23 protein-coding genes are annotated in these 18,945 nt (G+C 43.4%); 1 reads left to right on the top strand and 22 read right to left on the bottom strand.

Annotated elements, in window-relative coordinates:
* Positions 1 to 19: 19 nt before the first annotated feature.
* From P364_RS0100225 to P364_RS0100190, 8 genes are all read right to left on the bottom strand, one after another.
* Positions 20 to 1,063 carry an alpha/beta fold hydrolase gene (locus tag P364_RS0100225; RefSeq protein ID WP_052016437.1) on the bottom strand — a complete coding sequence of 348 codons (1,044 nt, stop codon included), beginning with the start codon at positions 1,061 to 1,063 and terminating at the stop codon, positions 20 to 22.
* Positions 1,053 to 1,604, bottom strand: coding sequence for a hypothetical protein (locus P364_RS0100220; protein ID WP_029880608.1), 552 nt, complete (start codon positions 1,602 to 1,604; stop codon positions 1,053 to 1,055). The genes P364_RS0100225 and P364_RS0100220 overlap by 11 nt, the downstream gene beginning before the upstream one ends.
* A gap of 235 nt (positions 1,605 to 1,839) precedes the next feature.
* Positions 1,840 to 2,928, bottom strand: a complete 1,089-nt coding sequence (locus P364_RS0100215) for an L-dopachrome tautomerase-related protein (protein ID WP_024628164.1) — start codon at positions 2,926 to 2,928, stop codon at positions 1,840 to 1,842.
* Positions 2,929 to 3,044: 116 nt separating this feature from the next.
* Entirely contained in the window at positions 3,045 to 3,587 is a 543-nt protein-coding gene (locus P364_RS0100210) for an NUDIX hydrolase (RefSeq protein ID WP_024628163.1), read from the bottom strand.
* A gap of 156 nt (positions 3,588 to 3,743) precedes the next feature.
* A complete protein-coding gene (locus P364_RS0100205; protein WP_024628162.1) occupies positions 3,744 to 4,421 on the bottom strand; it encodes an ABC transporter ATP-binding protein in 678 nt (225 codons plus the stop codon).
* On the bottom strand, positions 4,418 to 5,542 hold the full coding sequence (locus tag P364_RS0100200; protein ID WP_024628161.1) for an ABC transporter permease: 1,125 nt from the start codon (positions 5,540 to 5,542) through the stop codon (positions 4,418 to 4,420). The genes P364_RS0100205 and P364_RS0100200 overlap by 4 nt, the downstream gene beginning before the upstream one ends.
* Positions 5,543 to 5,608: 66 nt before the next feature.
* A complete protein-coding gene (locus tag P364_RS0100195; protein WP_024628160.1) occupies positions 5,609 to 6,985 on the bottom strand; it encodes a sensor histidine kinase in 1,377 nt (458 codons plus the stop codon).
* Positions 6,982 to 7,659 carry a response regulator transcription factor gene (locus P364_RS0100190; RefSeq protein ID WP_024628159.1) on the bottom strand — a complete coding sequence of 226 codons (678 nt, stop codon included), beginning with the start codon at positions 7,657 to 7,659 and terminating at the stop codon, positions 6,982 to 6,984. The genes P364_RS0100195 and P364_RS0100190 overlap by 4 nt, the downstream gene beginning before the upstream one ends.
* A gap of 304 nt (positions 7,660 to 7,963) precedes the next feature.
* Between P364_RS0100190 and P364_RS0100185 the strand changes: the two genes are divergently transcribed.
* Positions 7,964 to 8,932: a cation diffusion facilitator family transporter gene (locus tag P364_RS0100185; protein WP_024628158.1), complete on the top strand. Its 969-nt coding sequence runs from the start codon at positions 7,964 to 7,966 to the stop codon at positions 8,930 to 8,932.
* Positions 8,933 to 9,032: 100 nt separating this feature from the next.
* On the opposite strand, the gene P364_RS0100180 is transcribed toward P364_RS0100185, so the two are convergent.
* The 14 genes from P364_RS0100180 to P364_RS0100110 form a co-directional block, all read right to left on the bottom strand.
* Positions 9,033 to 9,449: a hypothetical protein gene (locus P364_RS0100180; protein WP_024628157.1), complete on the bottom strand. Its 417-nt coding sequence runs from the start codon at positions 9,447 to 9,449 to the stop codon at positions 9,033 to 9,035.
* A gap of 62 nt (positions 9,450 to 9,511) precedes the next feature.
* Positions 9,512 to 9,724: a hypothetical protein gene (locus P364_RS0100175; protein ID WP_024628156.1), complete on the bottom strand. Its 213-nt coding sequence runs from the start codon at positions 9,722 to 9,724 to the stop codon at positions 9,512 to 9,514.
* 559 nt (positions 9,725 to 10,283) lie between these two features.
* A complete protein-coding gene (locus P364_RS0100170; RefSeq protein ID WP_024628155.1) occupies positions 10,284 to 10,571 on the bottom strand; it encodes an SHOCT domain-containing protein in 288 nt (95 codons plus the stop codon).
* Positions 10,572 to 10,583: 12 nt separating this feature from the next.
* Entirely contained in the window at positions 10,584 to 10,961 is a 378-nt protein-coding gene (locus P364_RS0100165) for a hypothetical protein (RefSeq protein ID WP_024628154.1), read from the bottom strand.
* A 44-nt stretch (positions 10,962 to 11,005) separates the two neighbouring features.
* On the bottom strand, positions 11,006 to 11,746 hold the full coding sequence (locus tag P364_RS0100160) for an ATP-grasp domain-containing protein (protein ID WP_024628153.1): 741 nt from the start codon (positions 11,744 to 11,746) through the stop codon (positions 11,006 to 11,008).
* A gap of 16 nt (positions 11,747 to 11,762) precedes the next feature.
* The gene (locus P364_RS34940; RefSeq protein ID WP_328285941.1) at positions 11,763 to 12,152 is read right to left on the bottom strand and encodes a hypothetical protein; all 390 of its coding nucleotides are present in this window, start codon (positions 12,150 to 12,152) and stop codon (positions 11,763 to 11,765) included.
* 163 nt (positions 12,153 to 12,315) lie between these two features.
* Positions 12,316 to 12,822 (bottom strand): DUF6985 domain-containing protein, encoded by a 507-nt coding sequence (locus P364_RS0100150; protein WP_024628152.1) that lies wholly within the window; start codon positions 12,820 to 12,822, stop codon positions 12,316 to 12,318.
* A 16-nt stretch (positions 12,823 to 12,838) separates the two neighbouring features.
* Positions 12,839 to 13,879, bottom strand: coding sequence for a hypothetical protein (locus P364_RS35970; protein WP_024628151.1), 1,041 nt, complete (start codon positions 13,877 to 13,879; stop codon positions 12,839 to 12,841).
* Positions 13,880 to 14,018: 139 nt separating this feature from the next.
* Positions 14,019 to 14,402, bottom strand: coding sequence for a hypothetical protein (locus P364_RS0100140; RefSeq protein WP_024628150.1), 384 nt, complete (start codon positions 14,400 to 14,402; stop codon positions 14,019 to 14,021).
* Between the two features lie 404 nt (positions 14,403 to 14,806).
* Positions 14,807 to 15,778, bottom strand: a complete 972-nt coding sequence (locus tag P364_RS0100135; RefSeq protein WP_024628149.1) for an aldo/keto reductase — start codon at positions 15,776 to 15,778, stop codon at positions 14,807 to 14,809.
* A 25-nt stretch (positions 15,779 to 15,803) separates the two neighbouring features.
* Positions 15,804 to 16,220 (bottom strand): MerR family transcriptional regulator, encoded by a 417-nt coding sequence (locus tag P364_RS0100130; protein ID WP_024628148.1) that lies wholly within the window; start codon positions 16,218 to 16,220, stop codon positions 15,804 to 15,806.
* A gap of 260 nt (positions 16,221 to 16,480) precedes the next feature.
* Positions 16,481 to 17,044, bottom strand: coding sequence for a MepB family protein (locus P364_RS0100125; RefSeq protein WP_024628147.1), 564 nt, complete (start codon positions 17,042 to 17,044; stop codon positions 16,481 to 16,483).
* A gap of 71 nt (positions 17,045 to 17,115) precedes the next feature.
* Positions 17,116 to 18,534 carry an HAD-IIIA family hydrolase gene (locus tag P364_RS38440; protein WP_268870885.1) on the bottom strand — a complete coding sequence of 473 codons (1,419 nt, stop codon included), beginning with the start codon at positions 18,532 to 18,534 and terminating at the stop codon, positions 17,116 to 17,118.
* 86 nt (positions 18,535 to 18,620) lie between these two features.
* On the bottom strand, positions 18,621 to 18,926 hold the full coding sequence (locus P364_RS0100110) for a hypothetical protein (protein ID WP_024628146.1): 306 nt from the start codon (positions 18,924 to 18,926) through the stop codon (positions 18,621 to 18,623).
* Between the last annotated feature and the right edge of the window lie 19 nt (positions 18,927 to 18,945).

Below are 18,945 nucleotides of genomic sequence, written 5' to 3'. Positions count from 1 at the left end.
ATCTTTTCCCTGAATTACTTTATTTCAAACGGTCTACTATCCCGATCAACCACGCTGCAAATCGTTCTTTCTCCTCGAACTGTGGGTAATGGGCCGACTCTTCAAATACAACAAAATCTTTTTCGGGAGCTCCAAGTATATTGAAATACTCTCGTGCCGCTTTCACAGATGTCATATAATCATATTTCCCCATAACAAAATAAGTCGGAAGCTCCAGTTGATCTACAATGTCTGGCAAATGGTTGGCAGATTCTTCCTTCATGAGAATTTCCTGTGTAGCCTGTACTCCCATGGAATACCGAATCACATCCAGCGCATTATATTCGGTTCCCAGTAGAAAGCCAAGCGTATAATCCTTGTTATCGTCAATCAGCCTGGCTGCACCGCCATACTTGCGAACCAGATCTCTTGGCGTGTACTGTTCTCCTCGCTCGATTGAATGGCGAAGAAGCTCCAAACTTTCCACATCTTCTGTATTGCCTGCTTGTTTCGCTTGCGTGATCGTATATTCCAAACTATCCAGCTCACTCTGAGGAGTATCCGCCATTTGTCCAATGCCTATATAAACCATGAATTTGTCCGGTGCTTTGGCTGCCGCTTTTGTTCCTATGTATGTACCAAATGAATGACCGACCAGCACAACCTTCTCTTGTCCCAGCTCGTTAGTAACATTATCCGTTAAAGCGAGCAAATCATCGACAAGCATATCCGAGGTCAAACCTGAATAATCCTCCAACAAATGATATGACTTTCCGCTTCCACGCTGATCATAATGCACAATGGTGAAATGTTTCTCCAACTCCTCTTGGTATTTCCTTACATAAGGAATCTCGGAGCAACCAGGACCACCATGCACGAAAATAAGAATCGGATTGTTCCGGTCCGTCCCGCGAATCATAACCTCATGACCTGCACCATTGATCTCAACCTGTCCTAACGTGCTGATACTATTCTCTCCCTTGATCCCAGGGGTCCATGTGGGAAAGATCAGAGCGAGGATTACGATTAAAAGGATACTAACTATGGCGCGTCTGAATATTTTAATCGACTTCTTACGCACCATTTTCAATTTCCTTCAAGGTCTTTTTGGTTTGACTAAAGATAAAATGATCATCAGGGTTCCAAACGTGCAGATGATCAGCACGGTATCCACGCAGCCACAACACGTCGTTAATTCGTCTAAGATAAAACCCACTCGGAAAATCTTCGTCTTCGGTTAGTATCTCTGATGCAATTGTGATAGAGCCCACTGGAGCTCGATGTCGTTGTATAGGATTTACCGAATAACCTTCAGGCTGATCCAGATACACCAGTCTTAGGTGAGGCCCCAGCTCAAGCGGGCACAATTCCAAATCTAATTCGCTTGCTCTTTTAAAGATCTGACCCGTAGTAGCTCCATCAGGAAAACCAAGTTCACCAACGGTTAGTTCAACGGTCTGCAGACTGTACTTTGTATCAGAAGTTGTAAATTGATCATCAATTAATAGCTTCTCTCCCAATTCATTCATCATGATAGAGTTTTGTTGCAATTTTTGAAAAAGTTGCTTTTTTGTAAGTCCGCCAACCTCTACTGTCCTCTTAATCATTTCACACTCAGGGTACATTTTCTCGTTTTCGATACGCACTCGTTATCACTCCTAACAAATTGGATCAGGCCTAAAAAACGATATAATAAACTGAATTTAAATATTCTAGAATTCCACATATATTTCCTTGTTTTACCTATAACTCTGTTAGTTGAACAGGCTGCCGCTCGACAGCCTTCATAATCTTTAAAACCATAAAATTATAAAATGCATTTTCTACACAAATAGAGTCTGCTTTGTAAGTGGGATACATTTATCCAAAGGTAGGAGCAGGTAATTCATCAATTTTCAAACGAAGTAAACTATAAGGTTTTTGTCGCATGTCTTTTCCATAATGAAATCTTGCCTGTCTATGTAATTGGTTCACAATTACATATAAGTGTTGATCCGGACCAATAGAAAACGTATCCGGCCATAAAATTCTCGGATCATGTGCGATGGTTTCCATTATTCCATTTGGCAATATTTTTCGAATACTATCGTTTTCATAGTCACCAGCATAAACGTTTCCTTTTGCATCCGTTATCAATCCATCAGATGCACCCTTTTCTCCCCAATACTGCACAAGATAACTTAAATTGAAATCCGGTATCGTTCTGTCTCTTAGGGCTTCTGTTGAGATCGAGTATAGATAACGACTGGATAGTGGACAGTAAAATAACATTTTTCCATCTGGGGAAATCGCTATACCATCAGAGGCCAATTGAAAGGGAGATGTCGAACCATCCGTGTTTCGATTCATCAAAATTTTACCTTCCACTTTCGGCACAAAATACGGATCGGGTGAGGTTGACCTTGCTCCATCTAACCGTCTATACGCATTTCCGTTTTCTAAATCAACAACGATAATAGCACCTGGACCTCTGGAAGAAGAATCCGTTATATAGGCGTAACCTGCTTTACCCACACGAAAATCAAATCGGACGTCATTCAGATACGTTGTCGGCAAAACTACATCTTCTGCAAACGTATATACTTTTCTTAATGTATTTGTTTTTAAATCTACAGCGACTAATTTGGCTCCTCCTTTAACAGGCTCAGAAAAATTTGGTGCACCCGTATCCAATACCCACAGAGTTCCCCTTCCATCCGCAATTACACTTTGGACACTGACGAAGGACATACTGATATTCAAAGGGTTTATCAAATTCGTTTCTAAATTTGGATAAGGCTGCAACTGACCCTCAACAATTTCCGCTACCGTAAATCTAACGTCATCTCCCCATTTCGGAAAGCAAATGAAGATGCGCCCAGTTTCTGATACACTAACGCCTGTAGGCATAGCCCCATAGAATGAAAAAACGAGCTCTAACTTTCCGAAATATTCCTCCATAGGTAACATAGTTTTAGGATATCCTCCCCAACATAATTGAATAGATATTACCTAATCATATGTTTAAGACTTTGTCTAATGCCTGGCTCTTAATTATTCTTTTTCTAACCGAAACATGTCTCTTGCTACTCACGTTTGCTTCCTTCGCGCAGCACATAAGCCAATTGGTACATTTCCGCAATGTCATATCTATTCTGTTCTTCAAATCTCTTAATCGCTTCACCAATATCTACAACCTCTACGGCAATCACCTGTTCCCCATCCACCGGATTTAACGGTTGGCCCACAAGTTCAACCTCTCCATAGCCAATGAGTCTCACAAAATGAGGATGCGGAATATGCGGTCTATACGGTTCAGACGCACTCGACATGCAATGAAATTGCCCAAACAACTGATACGTGATCAATTTGGCTCCGAGCTCCTCCATCACTTCACGTTTCAGTCCATCCATATAATTCTCTCCTGCCTCCAACGTACCTCCGGGCAACTCCCATTTCCCATTATCGATCTGAAAAACAACCACTTGTTCCCCGACAAACGGGATGATACTCACATTGCTTACCAGCGTTTCATCCACGATGTCATTCAGTTTAAACTCCGCTTTAACAATCCCCCAATGAATCGATGTACTGAGCGCCGGGAATTGTTCCTGATCCAAAGTCTTCATCTTCTATCCAATCCTTTCTATGTAAAATAAATCTTCCATCTATATTCTATCCTTCATTATAGATCAAAAAAGAAAAAAGAAGGCCACCTTTCCCATCGGGAATCCATGGACCTTCTAAGGTTATATCAGTTGAACTAAAACATGTTTACACATGCGCTAATGGTGTACGAGTTTCCCATTTTCCAAAAATAGAACCCGATCACATAGCGGCAAAATCCGCTCATCATGCGTAACCATCACCGCACTCTTGCCTTGCTCCTTCACGAGCCGTGCAATCATGCTCACAATATCCAGTCCGCGTTCCGCATCCAGACTGGCTGTCGGCTCATCCGCGAGCAATACGGCTGGATCATTCATCAATGCTCTCGCAATGGCAACCCGCTGGCGTTCCCCGCCGGACAGCTTCTCTGCATATGCCCTACGCCGATGGGTTAAGCCTACCGTATCAAGCAGCTCATCGACTCGCTTCGCGATCTTGTTCTTGTCCGTTCCAGCAAGCCTCGCGACAAGTGCCAATTGTTCTTCCACTTTCAGATAAGGAATCAGGTTGGCGCTTTGAAAAATAAACCCAAGCTGCTGAAGCCGCACATCGGAAATGTCCTGCGTGTTTTTGCCCATGATCGATGCTCCATCCAGCAGAACCTGCCCCTTCGTCGGTTCAAGGAGTGCACCTGCAATGGACAGAAATGTGCTTTTACCCGAGCCGGAAGGCCCCATCACTGCGACGAGTTCCCCTTCGGCAACCTCAAGGTCCAGCTTATCCAATATCGTCCGTCTGACCCCGCCATCTTCAAAGGTCTGAGTAATTCCCTGCAATACCAATCGGTTTCTCATGCTGCTGTCCTCCCAATCGCATCAAGCGCATCAATTTTGGTAACCTTCCACACCGAGAATAACGAACCCGCCATAGACATGATCACAAATAACGCGCAGGTCAGGGCCAATGTGGACAAGCCTAATTGAAACGGCATCGAAGCTGGCAAGATGGACGCAAACAGCTGAACCAGCAGAACACTAATCACCAGACTGCCGACGGACAGGACCAATACTTGTAATGATACACTGCCGGCCAGATACGAATTTCGTGTTCCAATAGCTTTCAAAATACCAAATTGACTCGTTTTCTGAATCGTTATGACGTAAAAGAATACCGCAAGCACAAACGCCGAGATCACATATAAAAAGGCAATCATCATGAGCAGGGAGCCCTGCTCTTCTTTGTAACCAGGAATGGCCGATACCGCATCGGACTTCGTAATCACTTCCGTCTTAGGTAATGCCGCACCAAGGCTGTCCACCTTCTCGCCTGCACCCTTAATGGCAATGGCACTGTAAACCGGAGCATTCGAGTCCGCTGTTCCTTGAGAAGTACGTAACCCGGCTTGAATAGCAAGCCATTCCTGCTCGTTCAGGAACACAACGGGTGAGTGACTGTAAGACTCATTTTGCACAAATCCGGCCACCGTCCACTCCCTGCCCGAAGCTTTATCCACCAGTACTGTTCCAATCTTCACGCCGTCTTCAGACAGCGTGTGATCCACCACAACCTGTCCATTCTTCAGATCCTTGATTGGTGATCCTTCGGTTACGGTTGGAACGAGCCAGCCTTCCGGGTTCACCATGAACAGCGCTACATCGACCTTCTTCGTGTCGCCAGCTGGACTGACGGTTGTCATTTTTACACCCAGCGGCTCAGCGTTCTCTTGACCTACCACGGAGCGCGTCTGTTCAAGCTCATCCTGCCCCAACTGGGACCGGGTAAAACGATGATTCGAATCCTGCTCCAGAACAAAATGGGTTGCTGCCATATTTTTGATCGAAGCCGCGTTGTCATACGCCAGCCCCTGTGCTAGACCTGTTACAAATAAAACCAGAAATGAAACAAGCACCATAATTGTAGCAATTAACGCATACCGCCCTTTGGCAAACCTCATCTCTCTAATAGCCAAGTACATATTCTCTGACCTCCTCTTGATAACCCAAGTATAGGAGGCGAAAATGAACGGCAAATGAATAACAGATTACATCTGCGGGAGCGTCACGGTAAAGACCGTTCCTTCAGCTGAACTGGACACCTCAATCGTGCCGTCATGGATTCGGATAATTTTCTGCACAATGGCAAGTCCAAGCCCGGTTCGGCCGGAAGAACGCTCTCTTGCACGGTCTACCCGGTAGAATCGATCAAACAGGAAAGGCAAATGCTCCGCCGCAATCCCATCCCCTGTATCCCGAATATGGATTATGCATTGGGCATTGATCTCCTCGGCACGAATTTCGATGCTTCTCCCCTGTGGAAGATGATTCACAGCATTACCCAACAGATTCATCCAGACCTGCATGAGCAGCACTTCATTGCCATATAGCTGGATGGATTCGGGTACCGAAATCCGTAGAAGCAGCTCTTTTTCTTCCAGCTGCCATTGCAGCACCTGAACCGCTTGGCGGAACTGATCCTGCAGAGAGAACTTCACTTTCGTCAAATCCTCATGGCCTTGTTCAAGGGAGGAGAGCAGCAGCAACTGTTTACTCAGCAAAGACAGATGACGACTCTCTTCCTCAATAATCGAGGCATAGTGCTCCCGTTCTTGTTCAGGCAGTTCGCGATCCCCCACCAATTGGGCAAATCCCTGAATGGAGGTCAGAGGCGACTGAATCTCATGTGATACATTGGATACAAACTGCTGACGTGCCTGATCTACCCGTTCCAACTCACGACTCATGGTCATGAAATGCTGGGCCAGCTGTCCAATCTCGTCGCGCCGCGTGGTACGTAATTTCAGATTATAGTTCCCTTGGGCAATGCGCTTGGTCGCCTCCGACAGACGTTCAATCGGATTCACCAGATAGCGGGTACTGATCAAGAAGAGCAGGATGCTAATGCCCACCGTAAACGCGCCAATCAGCGCAAAAAAGATACGCAGTTCACCGAATTGCAAAATGACATCCGGACGCATAAACAGAGCATAACTTGCAGTGCCCATCTGCAGATGAACACCGACGGTATTGCTCAGTTGATTATCAAAGAACCCGGTAATGAACGGTTTGCTGGGAAACTCGGCGACGCCGTGGTAAACCTCACCACCCAGCACCCGTTCTACAGCCTGCTTGTCCAGATCCTTCTGGCGGAATTCACGACCATAGAATTGGTCCTTCCCTTTTCCATCCGTCACATAGATTTCGTAACCGAGCGCTGCGGCATTATTCAGATAATGCTCCACCGTAGCGGGTTCTTGCTCCACAAACTGCTTCATTTGCATTGCGATGCTCACCAGCTTCTCATCATTGAAAGACTTCAGCTTCGCATGATAATAAATATTGGATAAAAGAAAACCTAGCATGGCGCTGACCAGAATCACCGCGATCGTAATCAGGAATACCCGAAAGTACAGTGATCTCAATGCGCTTTCACCTCAATCTTATAACCAATCCCCCGTACCGTCTGAATAACAAAATCATCCGCATAATCGGCAAAACGGTCACGCAGCCGCTTAATGTGCACATCCACGGTGCGATCATCTCCTTCGTAATCCGCTCCCCAGACCAACCGAATCAGTTCATCACGCGAGAACAAACGGCCTGGGAATTGAGCCAGCTGGGAGAGCAATTCGAACTCCTTCATTGGCAAAAAAAGAATCGATTGCCCGTCGGAGACCTCCACATTGTTCCGGTCAATTACGATGCGGTTCATGCGAATGATATCACTGGACGTGCGATGGTACCGGCGAAATAATGCTTTGACCCGGTAGACCAGTTCCTCGGGTTCAAACGGCTTTGTCACATACTCATCCGTACCTCTTAAGTACCCATCCCGCTTGTCGGATAGCTGATCTCGTGCTGTCAGCAGCATGATCGGAATGTCATAATGCTGGCGAATGAAATCGCATAACTCCAGTCCGTCCATACCTGGCATCATCACATCCAGAATCGCCAGATCGATCGGCGTTTCTTGCATAACCTTGACCGCTACCACTCCATCCTGTGCTTCATGCACCCGGTACCCCTCCTTGGTCATGACATGCCGGAGAAGTGCTCTAATATTGGCATCATCGTCCGCCAGAAGCAGATTCTTCATGTCGTTGTCCGCCCCTTTTCTGTAAGTTCTATTGATATAGTTTCCGCGACTTTGATCCTGCTCAGATGGTAGCACAAAAGCAACATAAATCGCCAGCGAACATGCAATGAGCGCACCGGTCATGTTTATATTTTCTCAAAGCTGGTTGACACTATTATTAGGCGCACCTATAATAAAAACATAACATATGAATAGTTGCTCATATGTTCACTTTTAAATAATTAATCGTTGCCGAGAATCACTTTTAGTCACAAAAGAAATCATATTACATACCGGAGCACGGCTCCAAAGGAGAGGATTTCATATGTCCGGACATCACCACAATCATGACCATGGACACAATCATGCTCATACCAATAACAAAAAAGTACTATTGTTTTCCTTCATTATTATTACCGTTTATATGATTGTTGAAGCCGTTGGCGGATTCATGACGAACAGCTTGGCCCTCATCTCCGATGCAGGTCATATGTTGTCTGATTCCATAGCTTTGGGGATTGCCTTGCTGGCGTTCACCTTTGGCGAAAAAGCGGTGAACACAGGCAAAACGTACGGGTACAGACGCTTTGAGATTTTGGCAGCCACGTTAAATGGGGTCACCTTAATCGCTATCTCCCTCTACATCTTTTACGAAGCGATTGGTCGCTTCATCAACCCGCCAGAAGTCGCAACGGTCGGCATGTTGATCATCAGCATCATTGGCTTGCTTATCAATATTCTGGTGGCATGGATCATGATGCGCGGTAGTGACACCGAGAAAAACCTGAACATGCGTGGAGCTTATCTCCACGTCATCAGCGATATGCTGGGATCGGTTGGCGCCATTGTTGCGGCTTTGCTCATGATGTTCTTCGGATGGGGCTGGGCCGATCCACTCGCGAGTGTCATTGTTGCCGTACTGGTCCTGCGCAGTGGATTCTTCGTCACCAAATCATCCTTGCATATCTTGATGGAGGGAACGCCCGCGAATGTCGATGTGAGTGACCTTGTGCAAACGATTCAGAAGGTAGATGGTGTCAAAGGCGTTCACGACGTGCATGTCTGGTCCATCACCAGCAACTTGAACGCACTGACTGCTCACATCGTGGTGGATGGAACGATGGATGTATATGCATCCGAGTTGCTTGTTCAGAAGATCGAGCATTTGCTGGAGCATAAAGAAATCAAGCATGTGACCTTGCAGGTCGAGTCTGAGAAGCATCTTCACGACACCTCGATATTATGCACCGTCAAAGGTGAAACACCGGATGCCCATGCGCATCATCATCATTGAGTATGAGTAGTTGCAAATGGAAACAGGACTTATTCCCGTTAGAGGAATAGTCCTGTTTTTCATTTTGCACGTAACTTTAATTCCTTTCGGGTGTTATAGCCTATCCATTTAAGTGGATCGCCTGGATTTGCTCTCGATCAAAATCAATAATCATAATGTGACCTTGTAATACATTGTCTCCACAGGCTATCGTTGCTCCGTAGTCCTCTTTGCTATTAAATGTGATGTCCACGCGATATACTTCAATTTCATTAAACCAATCCTTATGTACTTGTTCACGAAGTTCGTTCTCATAGTATTTTCGAAATACGGCCTCACACTCCGTAAACCAATGAAGATATGAATCTATTAAATCAGCAATTGCATCTAGCTGAATAGTCGTCGATATATAGATTCGGACATCCTTTAAATCTTCATCCTTAATGGATTGCTTAAATATTTGGACTGTATATTTCAAAACATAACATTTGTACCTCTCATCCCTCTCTTCCAAGAGTTCAATTAAATCACTTTGCATCTTAATCCTCCTTCTATAATACGACCTGCATGATGCAAGGTATGGCTTCTTGAATAGGCATCCTATACTTTCTCGTCAATAATATATTTATTATCACCTTGTTTATTGTTATTTTGTTTTTTAATTTCAGTTCTCAAATAGTGTACTTCTTTTATTAGATCCTCAAGTCTTTTCGATGTTTTTGATGAATCTATAGCATAGCGTATAACTGCTACAACGATAAAAAACACAATAAAACATAGGATCAAAGCTATAAATGCTCCAAAGAGTTCCATCCTGATTTACAACTCCTTACTAATTTTAAACTGTAATTATTAACTGTTATGTTTACATGCATATAACGTATTGTCAAACCAAGTGTTACGGAATTACTCTGAAGGATTTGTGAATACCACTATATAGAAAGAGGTAATACTCATGACAAATAGAGCATGAGACTAACTTTCCCGAAAAAGAAGGTTGGATTATAGTTCCTACAGATAGCACAGAGTTAAATGTCACAGTTGAGGCGACCAACGCGGAAACACTTCTTTTCTGGGCCGTTCCAACAGGGACAGAGACTTGGGGAGAACGAGAACTAATTGGCTACGATACTAATGGGAACGATGGTTGGAAGATAACGTGGAATATTGCGGGTAAGTCTTTGCATCACCACATGGTTGTGCAGGCATTGGGAAGGGATGGTAAGACCAATATCGATGAAACAATAAATATTACGAACGAGTAAGGTCGATTTAGATTATTTAATTAACGAAGATATTATTAAAATGGAGACCCTCCCTGATAACTCTTATCTTAGGTAAGTCTCCATTTTGGTATGTAGTTGTCTCTGAACTACTTAATTTTAGAGAACAGCTTCTCTTTCTTTTGCTCAAATTCAAACTCAGTAATGATATTTTTTTCTCTCAACTCACCTAATTGCAGAAGCTGTTCGTGAACATTTACACGTGGTTTTTTTAATTTATTTGCTCTAACCAAAACTACAATTGAGAAAGGTATGGCGTACAGCATACTGAAAAGTCCAAAGATTGCTGCGCCATCAGGATCTTCTGGCCCTAGTCCAAATATCATAAAAAACGTTAATGTAAATAACACAATACCAATGATCGACAATGCTTTCAATTATAATTCCTCCTAAACATTAACCTCGTCCCAATTCATAATGACATATGCAAGTTGAATTAAAAGCATAGCTAGATAACTTATATTTACAACGAAACTGAATTTATGATTTTTGGCTAATTTCATAAACTCTTCTTTACTGATCCTCCCATTATGCAATCGGGATTTAAGTTTCTTATTCGATTTCAATAATAAATACAACTCAATAATCCCAAACAATCCCCATACTAAAGTGAAAAACAATGACACTGCATTGGCAACCGACAATAGCATAAGGGAACCTTCATCCAATCCCCTTCCATATTTAAAAATAAGATTTATGGCCAGTGTCATGATAATTAACCCACAACCAATAAAACTTAAATACGGTGTAAACTTGGAGTTTCTCATGAGCCCTCCTCCTTTTAGATAAATGAGGATTAGGTATTTCTAGACTACAAGGCTCTTAGGTAATCTGAAGTCCCTGTTAGTTCTGCCCATCTGGCTGAGAGGAATTTCGCGTAATTTAAAGGGCTTATTCCGTAAGTCCCTAAAGAATGGCCATCATTGATCTCTACCAATTTCATGTTTCCTTCCTGATCCATGCCAAAATCCATACCATATGCAGCGGGTGCATCCTTAAAATCGCTAACTGCCCTTTCGATGACGCTTGTATCCAATTGTGAATCCCAGACCCCTTTATAGCGTCTAATGTCAAGAATTTCTCCATATCGAATAAAGCAGCGCCACTCGGTTTTGAAATCAACGATTTCGGAACACCATATCCCTGTATCCTCATTCTCTTCCACCAGTCCAATAAAATCTATGTATTCTTTTACCACTTTTCCTGCAAACTTTTTGGTGACATCTTTTGGCTTAATGAACACATGCCAATTCTCTTGATGTTGAAACAGTTCCTGGATCGTTGTACTCCATACTTTTCTACCCAGGTAACCTGCCAAGACGTCTGGATAATCTATTTCTCCTTGTTTTCTTTCCAATCCCAATTGCTCAAGACGCTCTCTTACATTCCCAATTCCACCAACGACCAAGCTTTCCGGATGGTTATCCTCGATCTCTTGTATGTCAAAAAACTTAATGGTCTCCCATCCCAGTGTACTGAAGCCTTCATTAGCAATAAACGCATTTACATTGTAGAAATCGCCATTCTTTTCTGTCTGGATATAGGCTCTCATTCAGTTTCCCCCCTCACTAACTTCCATTGTTACATAAAATACAACCATGGCATGACAAATAGATTTCATGTTTTACGCATTTCGGGTAACCTCTTGGAATAGTCGGTCGATCATCATCCTCTTCGATCTCGGACCATTCCAGGTAATTATTCATATCAACACTCTGTTTATCAAAAGCATGAATAATTAGCCGAAATTGCTCCAAACAGTGTATAACCCAGTCTTTACGTGGTTCATAACTTAATTTTTCCCACCCTGTTCCCTTGATTGCATTCGAGATCATGCGCAGCATAAAATCTTTTTCTTCTTCAAAAGTGTCTATAGTCCAAGGCATCTCATCGATGTCAAAACCGACCGTCCCTATTCCAACTATGGACTGATCCTGCTGCGCCAACCAGATCGTCATCTCTCTCTCCCAATTCGTCTTCGCAAACATGGATCCACTGATCGATAACACCTCTATAAAAACTGACGTTAACCCATTAGATATGCGTATGGATTAAAATTACAGACTCTGTTTTCCGTGGCATTGATACGCTGTTCGCCATGCTTATTAATCCTTTCTGAACTTACTCGTTTTCATTCGTTTCAGTCCAAATTGCAAATTCGCCGTAGCCCAAATACTCACTCAACTCAAGAACCTTATCGCCGTGTATAACGATTTCCATGCCATTTTCAGCGTCCCATTCGGTGCCTCCACCCAGGATCGCTCCGAAGGTCTTATCGTTCGGGTCGTAAGGATTTCGATATAGTTCAACTTCACCAACCGACATAAACGCCAAAATGTCCCTACCCTCAGCTTCAGCCAAACCAGCAGGATAGTCCGCGGTATCACTCGACATTTTCTCCGTTTTCCATTCACATGCTAGCTTGCATATGTCTTTAATGGTTTCATCCGGCAAGTCATTCAGCACGTTCTGGATATATAACTCTGCTTCTTCCAAACTCATACCTTCCGTACTAAAGTGATACTCAACCTCGCATTGGAACAAATCAAGCATCCCAAATCCGGACAATCGACTCTCATCTACAGGATCTTCTGCGCCAACACGCTCCAAATGAAATCTCTCGGTCATGCCTTTCCCTCCTTCATTAATCTCCACCACCGCCACAAGATGAGCAGCTGGATGAGCTGCAGGAAGAATCGGATGATGACCCAGAGGATGATCCGGAATCTCCTGAGGAGCCACTGCTGTCAGTACAATGATCTGCATAACAGCTGGAACTGCTCGTACAACCACTGCTTGACGAAGCACCATAGGCGGCCTTTTCCTGTGGAAGAATCTCCTGCTCCAGACGCCCCATATGCACTCCATATGTCGGCTCGTGATGCATAGAGTGATACACCATGGCACTAGCCATGATGAGAGCCACATCGCTCCCACCCGAAGTTTCAAGAGATAGCTCTTCCTCGCTCAGGCTTGCTGACCTTTGTAGTCGTTCAATCAAGTAGGTAATAACCCCCGCAGCTTCAGGATCCTCCTGCATGCGTCTAGCATGAAAGAGTTGGTTCACCAGTTCAGATTGATTGCCATGCGCGATCAGCTTCTGCATATCACTGGATAACGGATAGCTGAAGAAATCACCCCAGATCGCGGAGCTATAGGGAGTGAACTCAAATAATTGGCAATACACCCAGTCAAACCAGGCTCTTGCTCCTGGCGTTTCGCGGCGGGTAACGGTCGGCTCATGATGTACCGTGGAACCCATAAATTCCGCACAAAAGTCTGCATATGACTTGGTAAACATCAACATTTCATGCCATAGCTCGTCTACCTCTTCGCTGAACATCGGCACCTGCTTTAGCAAAGAAGCCATAATGAAGTACCGCTTCAGCTCCAGCAGTTTCCAACGATACTCCAACGTTTTCATATGGGGATATTCCTGTTGAATTCGGATCTTGAGTTTATTGGCAAAATGCTTATTGAAGCTCTTTTCCAATTGTTGAACGGTTTGCTCATAGGAGACTTCTTCACGAAGTCCAAGATTCATAGGCACTTTTTTTCGTCTATAGGTAATCTTCGTGTGCTTCTTGCGGCTTCCTGCTGGACGAAAAATCCTGAGTTTACGCCAAAATAAATATGCTGCAACAACCAATACACCTGCTGCTAGGTAGTAGTAGATAGGCGACATCGTGGCCTCTCCTCTCCGTTGATCTTTTCTATGTATGGGCTAAACTCCCATTAGTATAAATGACGACCCACAACTATTAAAGAGCCCTTTGGCATAAATGCCAGGGCTGTAAGGTCGTGCATTTCATTTCGGCACATTGTTATGAGATGGCTATGATTACACTGGTTAAAAGTAGGAGCAAAGTTACGGGAGCCCAGATTCTTCGTTCCCATACGCTTCTTGTAATGAGGTTTAATATCGTACCCAGCACCAAATACGCAACAATAAACCAAATCGCCGTATCTGCAAACGTAGACCATCCAAGCAAGAGCAGACCTGATTTACTCAGGACAACTAGAGCGATAAAGGCTAGAATGGTAATCTGAAACAAGCAGGCAAATCGCATGGATCGGGGGTATTTCCCGGGAAACTTCCCACCCATGGCATACTCTCCCCACGGCACACCTACTGCTAAAGCAACCTGAAAGAGAATCACGATTAGGATCAGGATGGTAAATGCTATTGATGACGTTAATACGATCATAACCACACTCCAGTATTCAAAGTGGCAGTAGAATCACTCCCATAATAGGGATGCCTTATTTTCCAATCGTAGATCCTTCATTCTCTACAGAAATGCAGACATGATTGTTCTCTAAATTATACAGGATATTCCTCTAAATCATACTTTCTTTTTTGCCTTTTCGACTCCCCTGCCTGTCCACTATCAACATTCCACATGGTCCTACACTCTTTAACCACCTCGCAAACATCGTAGCTTCTTCATATGATCTATGGAATCCACTCGCTCTATCAACATTCGTATCTCTCGATTGGAAATGAATACAAATAGAGACTTTCACTAAAGGAGAGTCTCTATTTGTATTCAATATTTGTATTTTACTGAGCAACTACTTCGCTACGGATAACAAGTTATAAGGACATTATTTACCCATTGAGCTGAGTCATCATTTCTTTCATATAACGTGTTCCATGCACCTCATTTTGGGGACTGACCTTTTCAATGCGAGCTAAGTCATCAGGCGTTAGTTCAAGCGTTGCAGCGTTCGCGTTTTCCTCCAAATATTTGATTCGTTTCGTTCCCGGAATCGGCAATGCGTAATTAGCCATAGTCCAAGCTAAAGCCAATTGTGCAGGCGTACAACTCTTCTCCATCGCGATCTCTTTGATTTTATCCACAACTTCTATATTTTTGGCGAAATTGTCTCCTTGGAACCTCGGCATATATCTGCGCAGATCATTAACATGCAAATCTTCGAATTTCCGTATCTCACCTGAGATAAACCCTCTGCTTAATGGACTGTATGCAATATGAGTAATATTTAATTCCCTCGCAGTCGGTAGAATCTCGTCCTCAATATCCCGGCTCCACAGGGAATATTCGCTCTGCAACGCAGAAATCGGATGAACGGCGTGTGCACGGCGTAAAGTGGAAGCCGATGCTTCCGACAAGCCAAGGCAGCGGACCTTACCCTCTTTAACCAAGTCAGCCATCGCACCAACGGTTTCCTCAATCGGAATCTGAGGATCTACCCTGTGTTGGTAGTACAGATCAATATAGTCGGTGTCCAGCCTGCGAAGACTTGCTTCTACAGCCTTTTTCACGTAATCCGGATGGCCATTCAACGTTTCATAGTTCGGGGTATACGCAAATTTGGTAGCAATAATGGCCTGATCGCGACGACCCATCAGCGCTTTCCCCAGTAGTTCTTCATTATGACCATTACCATACACATCTGCTGTATCTAGCAGTGTAACACCAATCTCCAACGCGTGATGGATGGTCTTTATTGACTCCTCATCATTGGTTTCTCCATACATCCCCGGAGACATGCCCATAATTCCCAATCCAATCGAAGATACGACTATATCGCTATTTCCCAGCACTCTTTGCTTCATTTCTCCATCTCTCCATCCGTTCATATTAGTCTTTACCGATGCTTTCCATTTGGTCTAGCAACTTGCTTTCTGAAGGAAGCTTTCCTGTCTCTATGTCTTCATAGATCGTCAATTTGTTATTTACCGCTGCAAGTGCTTCGGCAATTTCAAGTTGGCGGCGATGTAATTCTTCTTTATATTCGTGAAGGATCGCTTTCCGTTGTGGAATGGTTGAATCCCCGTCCAGTGCCAGACTAACCATATGTTTCAGTGTAGATACTTTCATACCCGTTGCCCGGAAACAGGACATCAATCTCATCCAATCGAGGTGTTCTTCCTCGAACATCCGATTTCCATGTTGATCCCGCCTAATGTAAGGGAGCAGTCCCTCCTTCTCGTAGTAACGAATTTTATGTGCAGGACAACCCAGCCGCTCCGAAGCTTCTTTTATCGAAAAAGCCATAATGCTGACTCCTCCTTTATATTCATTTTGGGATGCATTTGGCCGGTTCTTTTACATCCTAAGGCTTAATGTTCACATTAAGGCAAGCACAAATTTCAAAAAAAATTAAATGAACTGACGTTCACTATTTTTAACAAATGGAGGACATAGCACACGCTTCAGTACTGGGAAATAACGAATAGAGGAGATATGTAGAAAAGATCGGTGAAAAGCTGGGATTCGGAGGAGAAGAACTTGGAGAATCTGAGCAATTGTTTCACTTACTTTAATTGTTCGGTGCCATAAAGTACCCGGGCCTGATCACAGTTCAACGGTTCGGTAAAAGGTACTTCCATGAAGTATTCCAGTTGCCACTGTTGCGTTTTTTGAGCCTGCTTACTTGTTGGCTTGTCCCAAGGCGGATATACACGTATGGCCCGCTTGCCACCTTCGCCTTGATCCGATATGATATCTCGCTGTAACAATACATGCTTTGGAAATACAAATTGACCAAAGTGGCTGCCTGTGGGCGTACTAATGACATACATATCTGATGGATCTGATACGTCATATGGCTGTGTCGATCTATCCTCACTCCGCTGCCACAGGGTAACAAATTGTCCGATCTTGGTTGGCGTGGTTTTGGCGACGCGAAATCGAATGGAGAGAGAATTTAAGGTGAACACATACGCCCCGTATTCAGCATTTTGTGCTTCTTCATGTGGTTGTGAGCAAACAAAGCCACACCTGTCATAGATGAGTTCTTTACTGGCAAGTAAGTCGCCATGAAATATATCTGGGGTCGTCCAAATATTCGGACGATTCAAACTACTTTTGTTATCCAACTTGTGATATCTCTCCTGTCTTGTATAGTCTGAACTAAGGCATTTGCGATAGCTGTAAAAAGTTTGCTAGTTCAAAGTTCCTGACATAATCGCTTCCATTCCTGCCATGCCTTCAAGTATTCAGGCAGATCATCAGGATGATGCTTGTTACTCAGCCCAATTCGGCAATATAGATGGACCAGAGCTTCCTCTATCAATCTGGATTTTTCCATATCTACTTGCTCTAACAGTTCGAACGTAGCAAATAATGTTTCGGTGTTGATATCATCCGGCGAAGAGCTAAAAGCATACAAGAAATCATAGAGGATAGGTCCAACCATTGGAGATGGGTCAATAACGCCGATGAGTTCATTTTGATCATATACAAAATTATGAACCCCCGTATCGCCATGTAAAAGAAACTTCTCTTCTTCCTCATGAAACAGCCGATCCACTTTGGATTGAACCAGATTATAATCATCTGTCGTTAAAATACTTCCGATATTCATCTTTGCTTCATGAATGCTGATCTGATTGAATTCTTTCCAGGTTCTCTGTGGGAACTCTATTCTGCCCCATGATTTCGTATCTGAAGAACGCATATATGTATTGAATAGTTCTTTCACCAAACGAGTTAACCAGTCTCTTTTTTGTCCCCGGTTGAAATGGGTCGTTCCTTCCATATAGGTGTAAATAAAATAAGTGTTGTCGGGATCAGTCAACAAAACTTCAGGCAATAACGACGAATTCTTATACGTATTCAAAAACTGCTGGGCAATGTGAATCTGTTCGGGTTCATCTGATTTCAGAATATAGTGCTTATTCAGACTCGTAGTCAACCGATAAACACGTCCAGCTGTGGTACCTGACAAACTTTGAATTTCAGATATTTCTTCGTTGATATGATGCATCTTGAATAAGTTATTGATCTCATTAATCGTTGGATTGATTAGCATATGGTTCTCCTCATATAGTTCCCTTCCATGAATGATCCATTGTACTGCATTCCAAATATCTTCTGCGATATAATCAGGTTCGGTCTCCGTCCATTTGTCTCTGAATTTGGTTAATGAAGATTCTCCCCAGCCTGTTCTTACCATGATCTTTGTCGCACCTACGGCATGGGCAGCAAGCATGTCTGTATCTCCTACATCTCCAATAACTATGCATTTGGATAAATCCAGACCGTGTTCCTCTGAGGCCTGTAATAACATTCCGGGTTTAGGCTTTCTGCAGCTGCATTCTTGCTCATGCGGACATATATAGGAGTGATCGAATCCGTACTCGCGAAATTGCTCTTCAAAATCCTCAACACTTGCTTCTCCACGTGAGATTCGGTATTGATTCGTAAACGCCAGTACCATAATTCCTTCTCGTTTCAAACGCATAAATGCTTCTTGAGCATTTGGGTATAATCTGAAATCTCTCGGATGAATAAAATGACCTGTACCACCGATTGTTCCATCTCTGTCTATAAAAACAGCTTGTACGTTCCCCTGTGGTTTCATCATGGTCTGTTCCTTTCTTAGAAAAATTTCAAGTCGTGTCGTTCATCTATACTTTCTCATCGATAATATGCTTGCTATCATCTTGCTGCTTATGGTGTTGCTGTTTTTAAAAATAATAAGTCGTAAAACTCTTCTGAAAACCAAAACCATATTATCCCCAGGATAACCATAATGGTGCCTAGTGCTTTTAATATTATTTCTATATGTTTAGGGATATCACTATTAGGTGGGATATCTTCAAACTCGTGATTTGGTTTTATTCCTCGATATCTCATCAGAACAAATATTTTGTATAGAAAATCAGAAAAAAAATAACACGCAATGCCCACGACAAATACGGGAATAGATAAATAACCAAAGGTACTGGTGGTCCATTCTATCTCTATTTCCTCCATATTCATCCCCTTTTGCTCT

Source organism: Paenibacillus sp. MAEPY2 (assembly GCF_000499205.1).
GTDB lineage: Bacteria > Bacillota > Bacilli > Paenibacillales > Paenibacillaceae > Paenibacillus > Paenibacillus vandeheii.
The sequence above is the reverse complement of the archived record's forward strand: the minus strand, read 5'-3'. Positions and strand labels throughout refer to the sequence as shown.

Bases quoted from the DNA above. Each gene is read 5' to 3' on its own strand.
- P364_RS0100225 (WP_052016437.1), bottom strand. From the start codon at position 1,063: ATGGTGCGTAAGAAGTCGATTAAAATATTCAGACGCGCCATAGTTAGT.
- P364_RS0100220 (WP_029880608.1), bottom strand. From the start codon at position 1,604: ATGTACCCTGAGTGTGAAATGATTAAGAGGACAGTAGAGGTTGGCGGA.
- P364_RS0100215 (WP_024628164.1), bottom strand. From the start codon at position 2,928: ATGTTACCTATGGAGGAATATTTCGGAAAGTTAGAGCTCGTTTTTTCA.
- P364_RS0100210 (WP_024628163.1), bottom strand. From the start codon at position 3,587: ATGAAGACTTTGGATCAGGAACAATTCCCGGCGCTCAGTACATCGATT.
- P364_RS0100205 (WP_024628162.1), bottom strand. From the start codon at position 4,421: ATGAGAAACCGATTGGTATTGCAGGGAATTACTCAGACCTTTGAAGAT.
- P364_RS0100200 (WP_024628161.1), bottom strand. From the start codon at position 5,542: ATGTACTTGGCTATTAGAGAGATGAGGTTTGCCAAAGGGCGGTATGCG.
- P364_RS0100190 (WP_024628159.1), bottom strand. From the start codon at position 7,659: ATGAAGAATCTGCTTCTGGCGGACGATGATGCCAATATTAGAGCACTT.
- P364_RS0100185 (WP_024628158.1), top strand. From the start codon at position 7,964: ATGTCCGGACATCACCACAATCATGACCATGGACACAATCATGCTCAT.
- P364_RS0100180 (WP_024628157.1), bottom strand. From the start codon at position 9,449: ATGCAAAGTGATTTAATTGAACTCTTGGAAGAGAGGGATGAGAGGTAC.
- P364_RS0100175 (WP_024628156.1), bottom strand. From the start codon at position 9,724: ATGGAACTCTTTGGAGCATTTATAGCTTTGATCCTATGTTTTATTGTG.
- P364_RS0100165 (WP_024628154.1), bottom strand. From the start codon at position 10,961: ATGAGAAACTCCAAGTTTACACCGTATTTAAGTTTTATTGGTTGTGGG.
- P364_RS0100160 (WP_024628153.1), bottom strand. From the start codon at position 11,746: ATGAGAGCCTATATCCAGACAGAAAAGAATGGCGATTTCTACAATGTA.
- P364_RS34940 (WP_328285941.1), bottom strand. From the start codon at position 12,152: ATGACGATCTGGTTGGCGCAGCAGGATCAGTCCATAGTTGGAATAGGG.
- P364_RS0100150 (WP_024628152.1), bottom strand. From the start codon at position 12,822: ATGACCGAGAGATTTCATTTGGAGCGTGTTGGCGCAGAAGATCCTGTA.
- P364_RS35970 (WP_024628151.1), bottom strand. From the start codon at position 13,879: ATGTCGCCTATCTACTACTACCTAGCAGCAGGTGTATTGGTTGTTGCA.
- P364_RS0100140 (WP_024628150.1), bottom strand. From the start codon at position 14,402: ATGATCGTATTAACGTCATCAATAGCATTTACCATCCTGATCCTAATC.
- P364_RS0100135 (WP_024628149.1), bottom strand. From the start codon at position 15,778: ATGAAGCAAAGAGTGCTGGGAAATAGCGATATAGTCGTATCTTCGATT.
- P364_RS0100130 (WP_024628148.1), bottom strand. From the start codon at position 16,220: ATGGCTTTTTCGATAAAAGAAGCTTCGGAGCGGCTGGGTTGTCCTGCA.
- P364_RS38440 (WP_268870885.1), bottom strand. From the start codon at position 18,534: ATGATGAAACCACAGGGGAACGTACAAGCTGTTTTTATAGACAGAGAT.
- P364_RS0100110 (WP_024628146.1), bottom strand. From the start codon at position 18,926: ATGGAGGAAATAGAGATAGAATGGACCACCAGTACCTTTGGTTATTTA.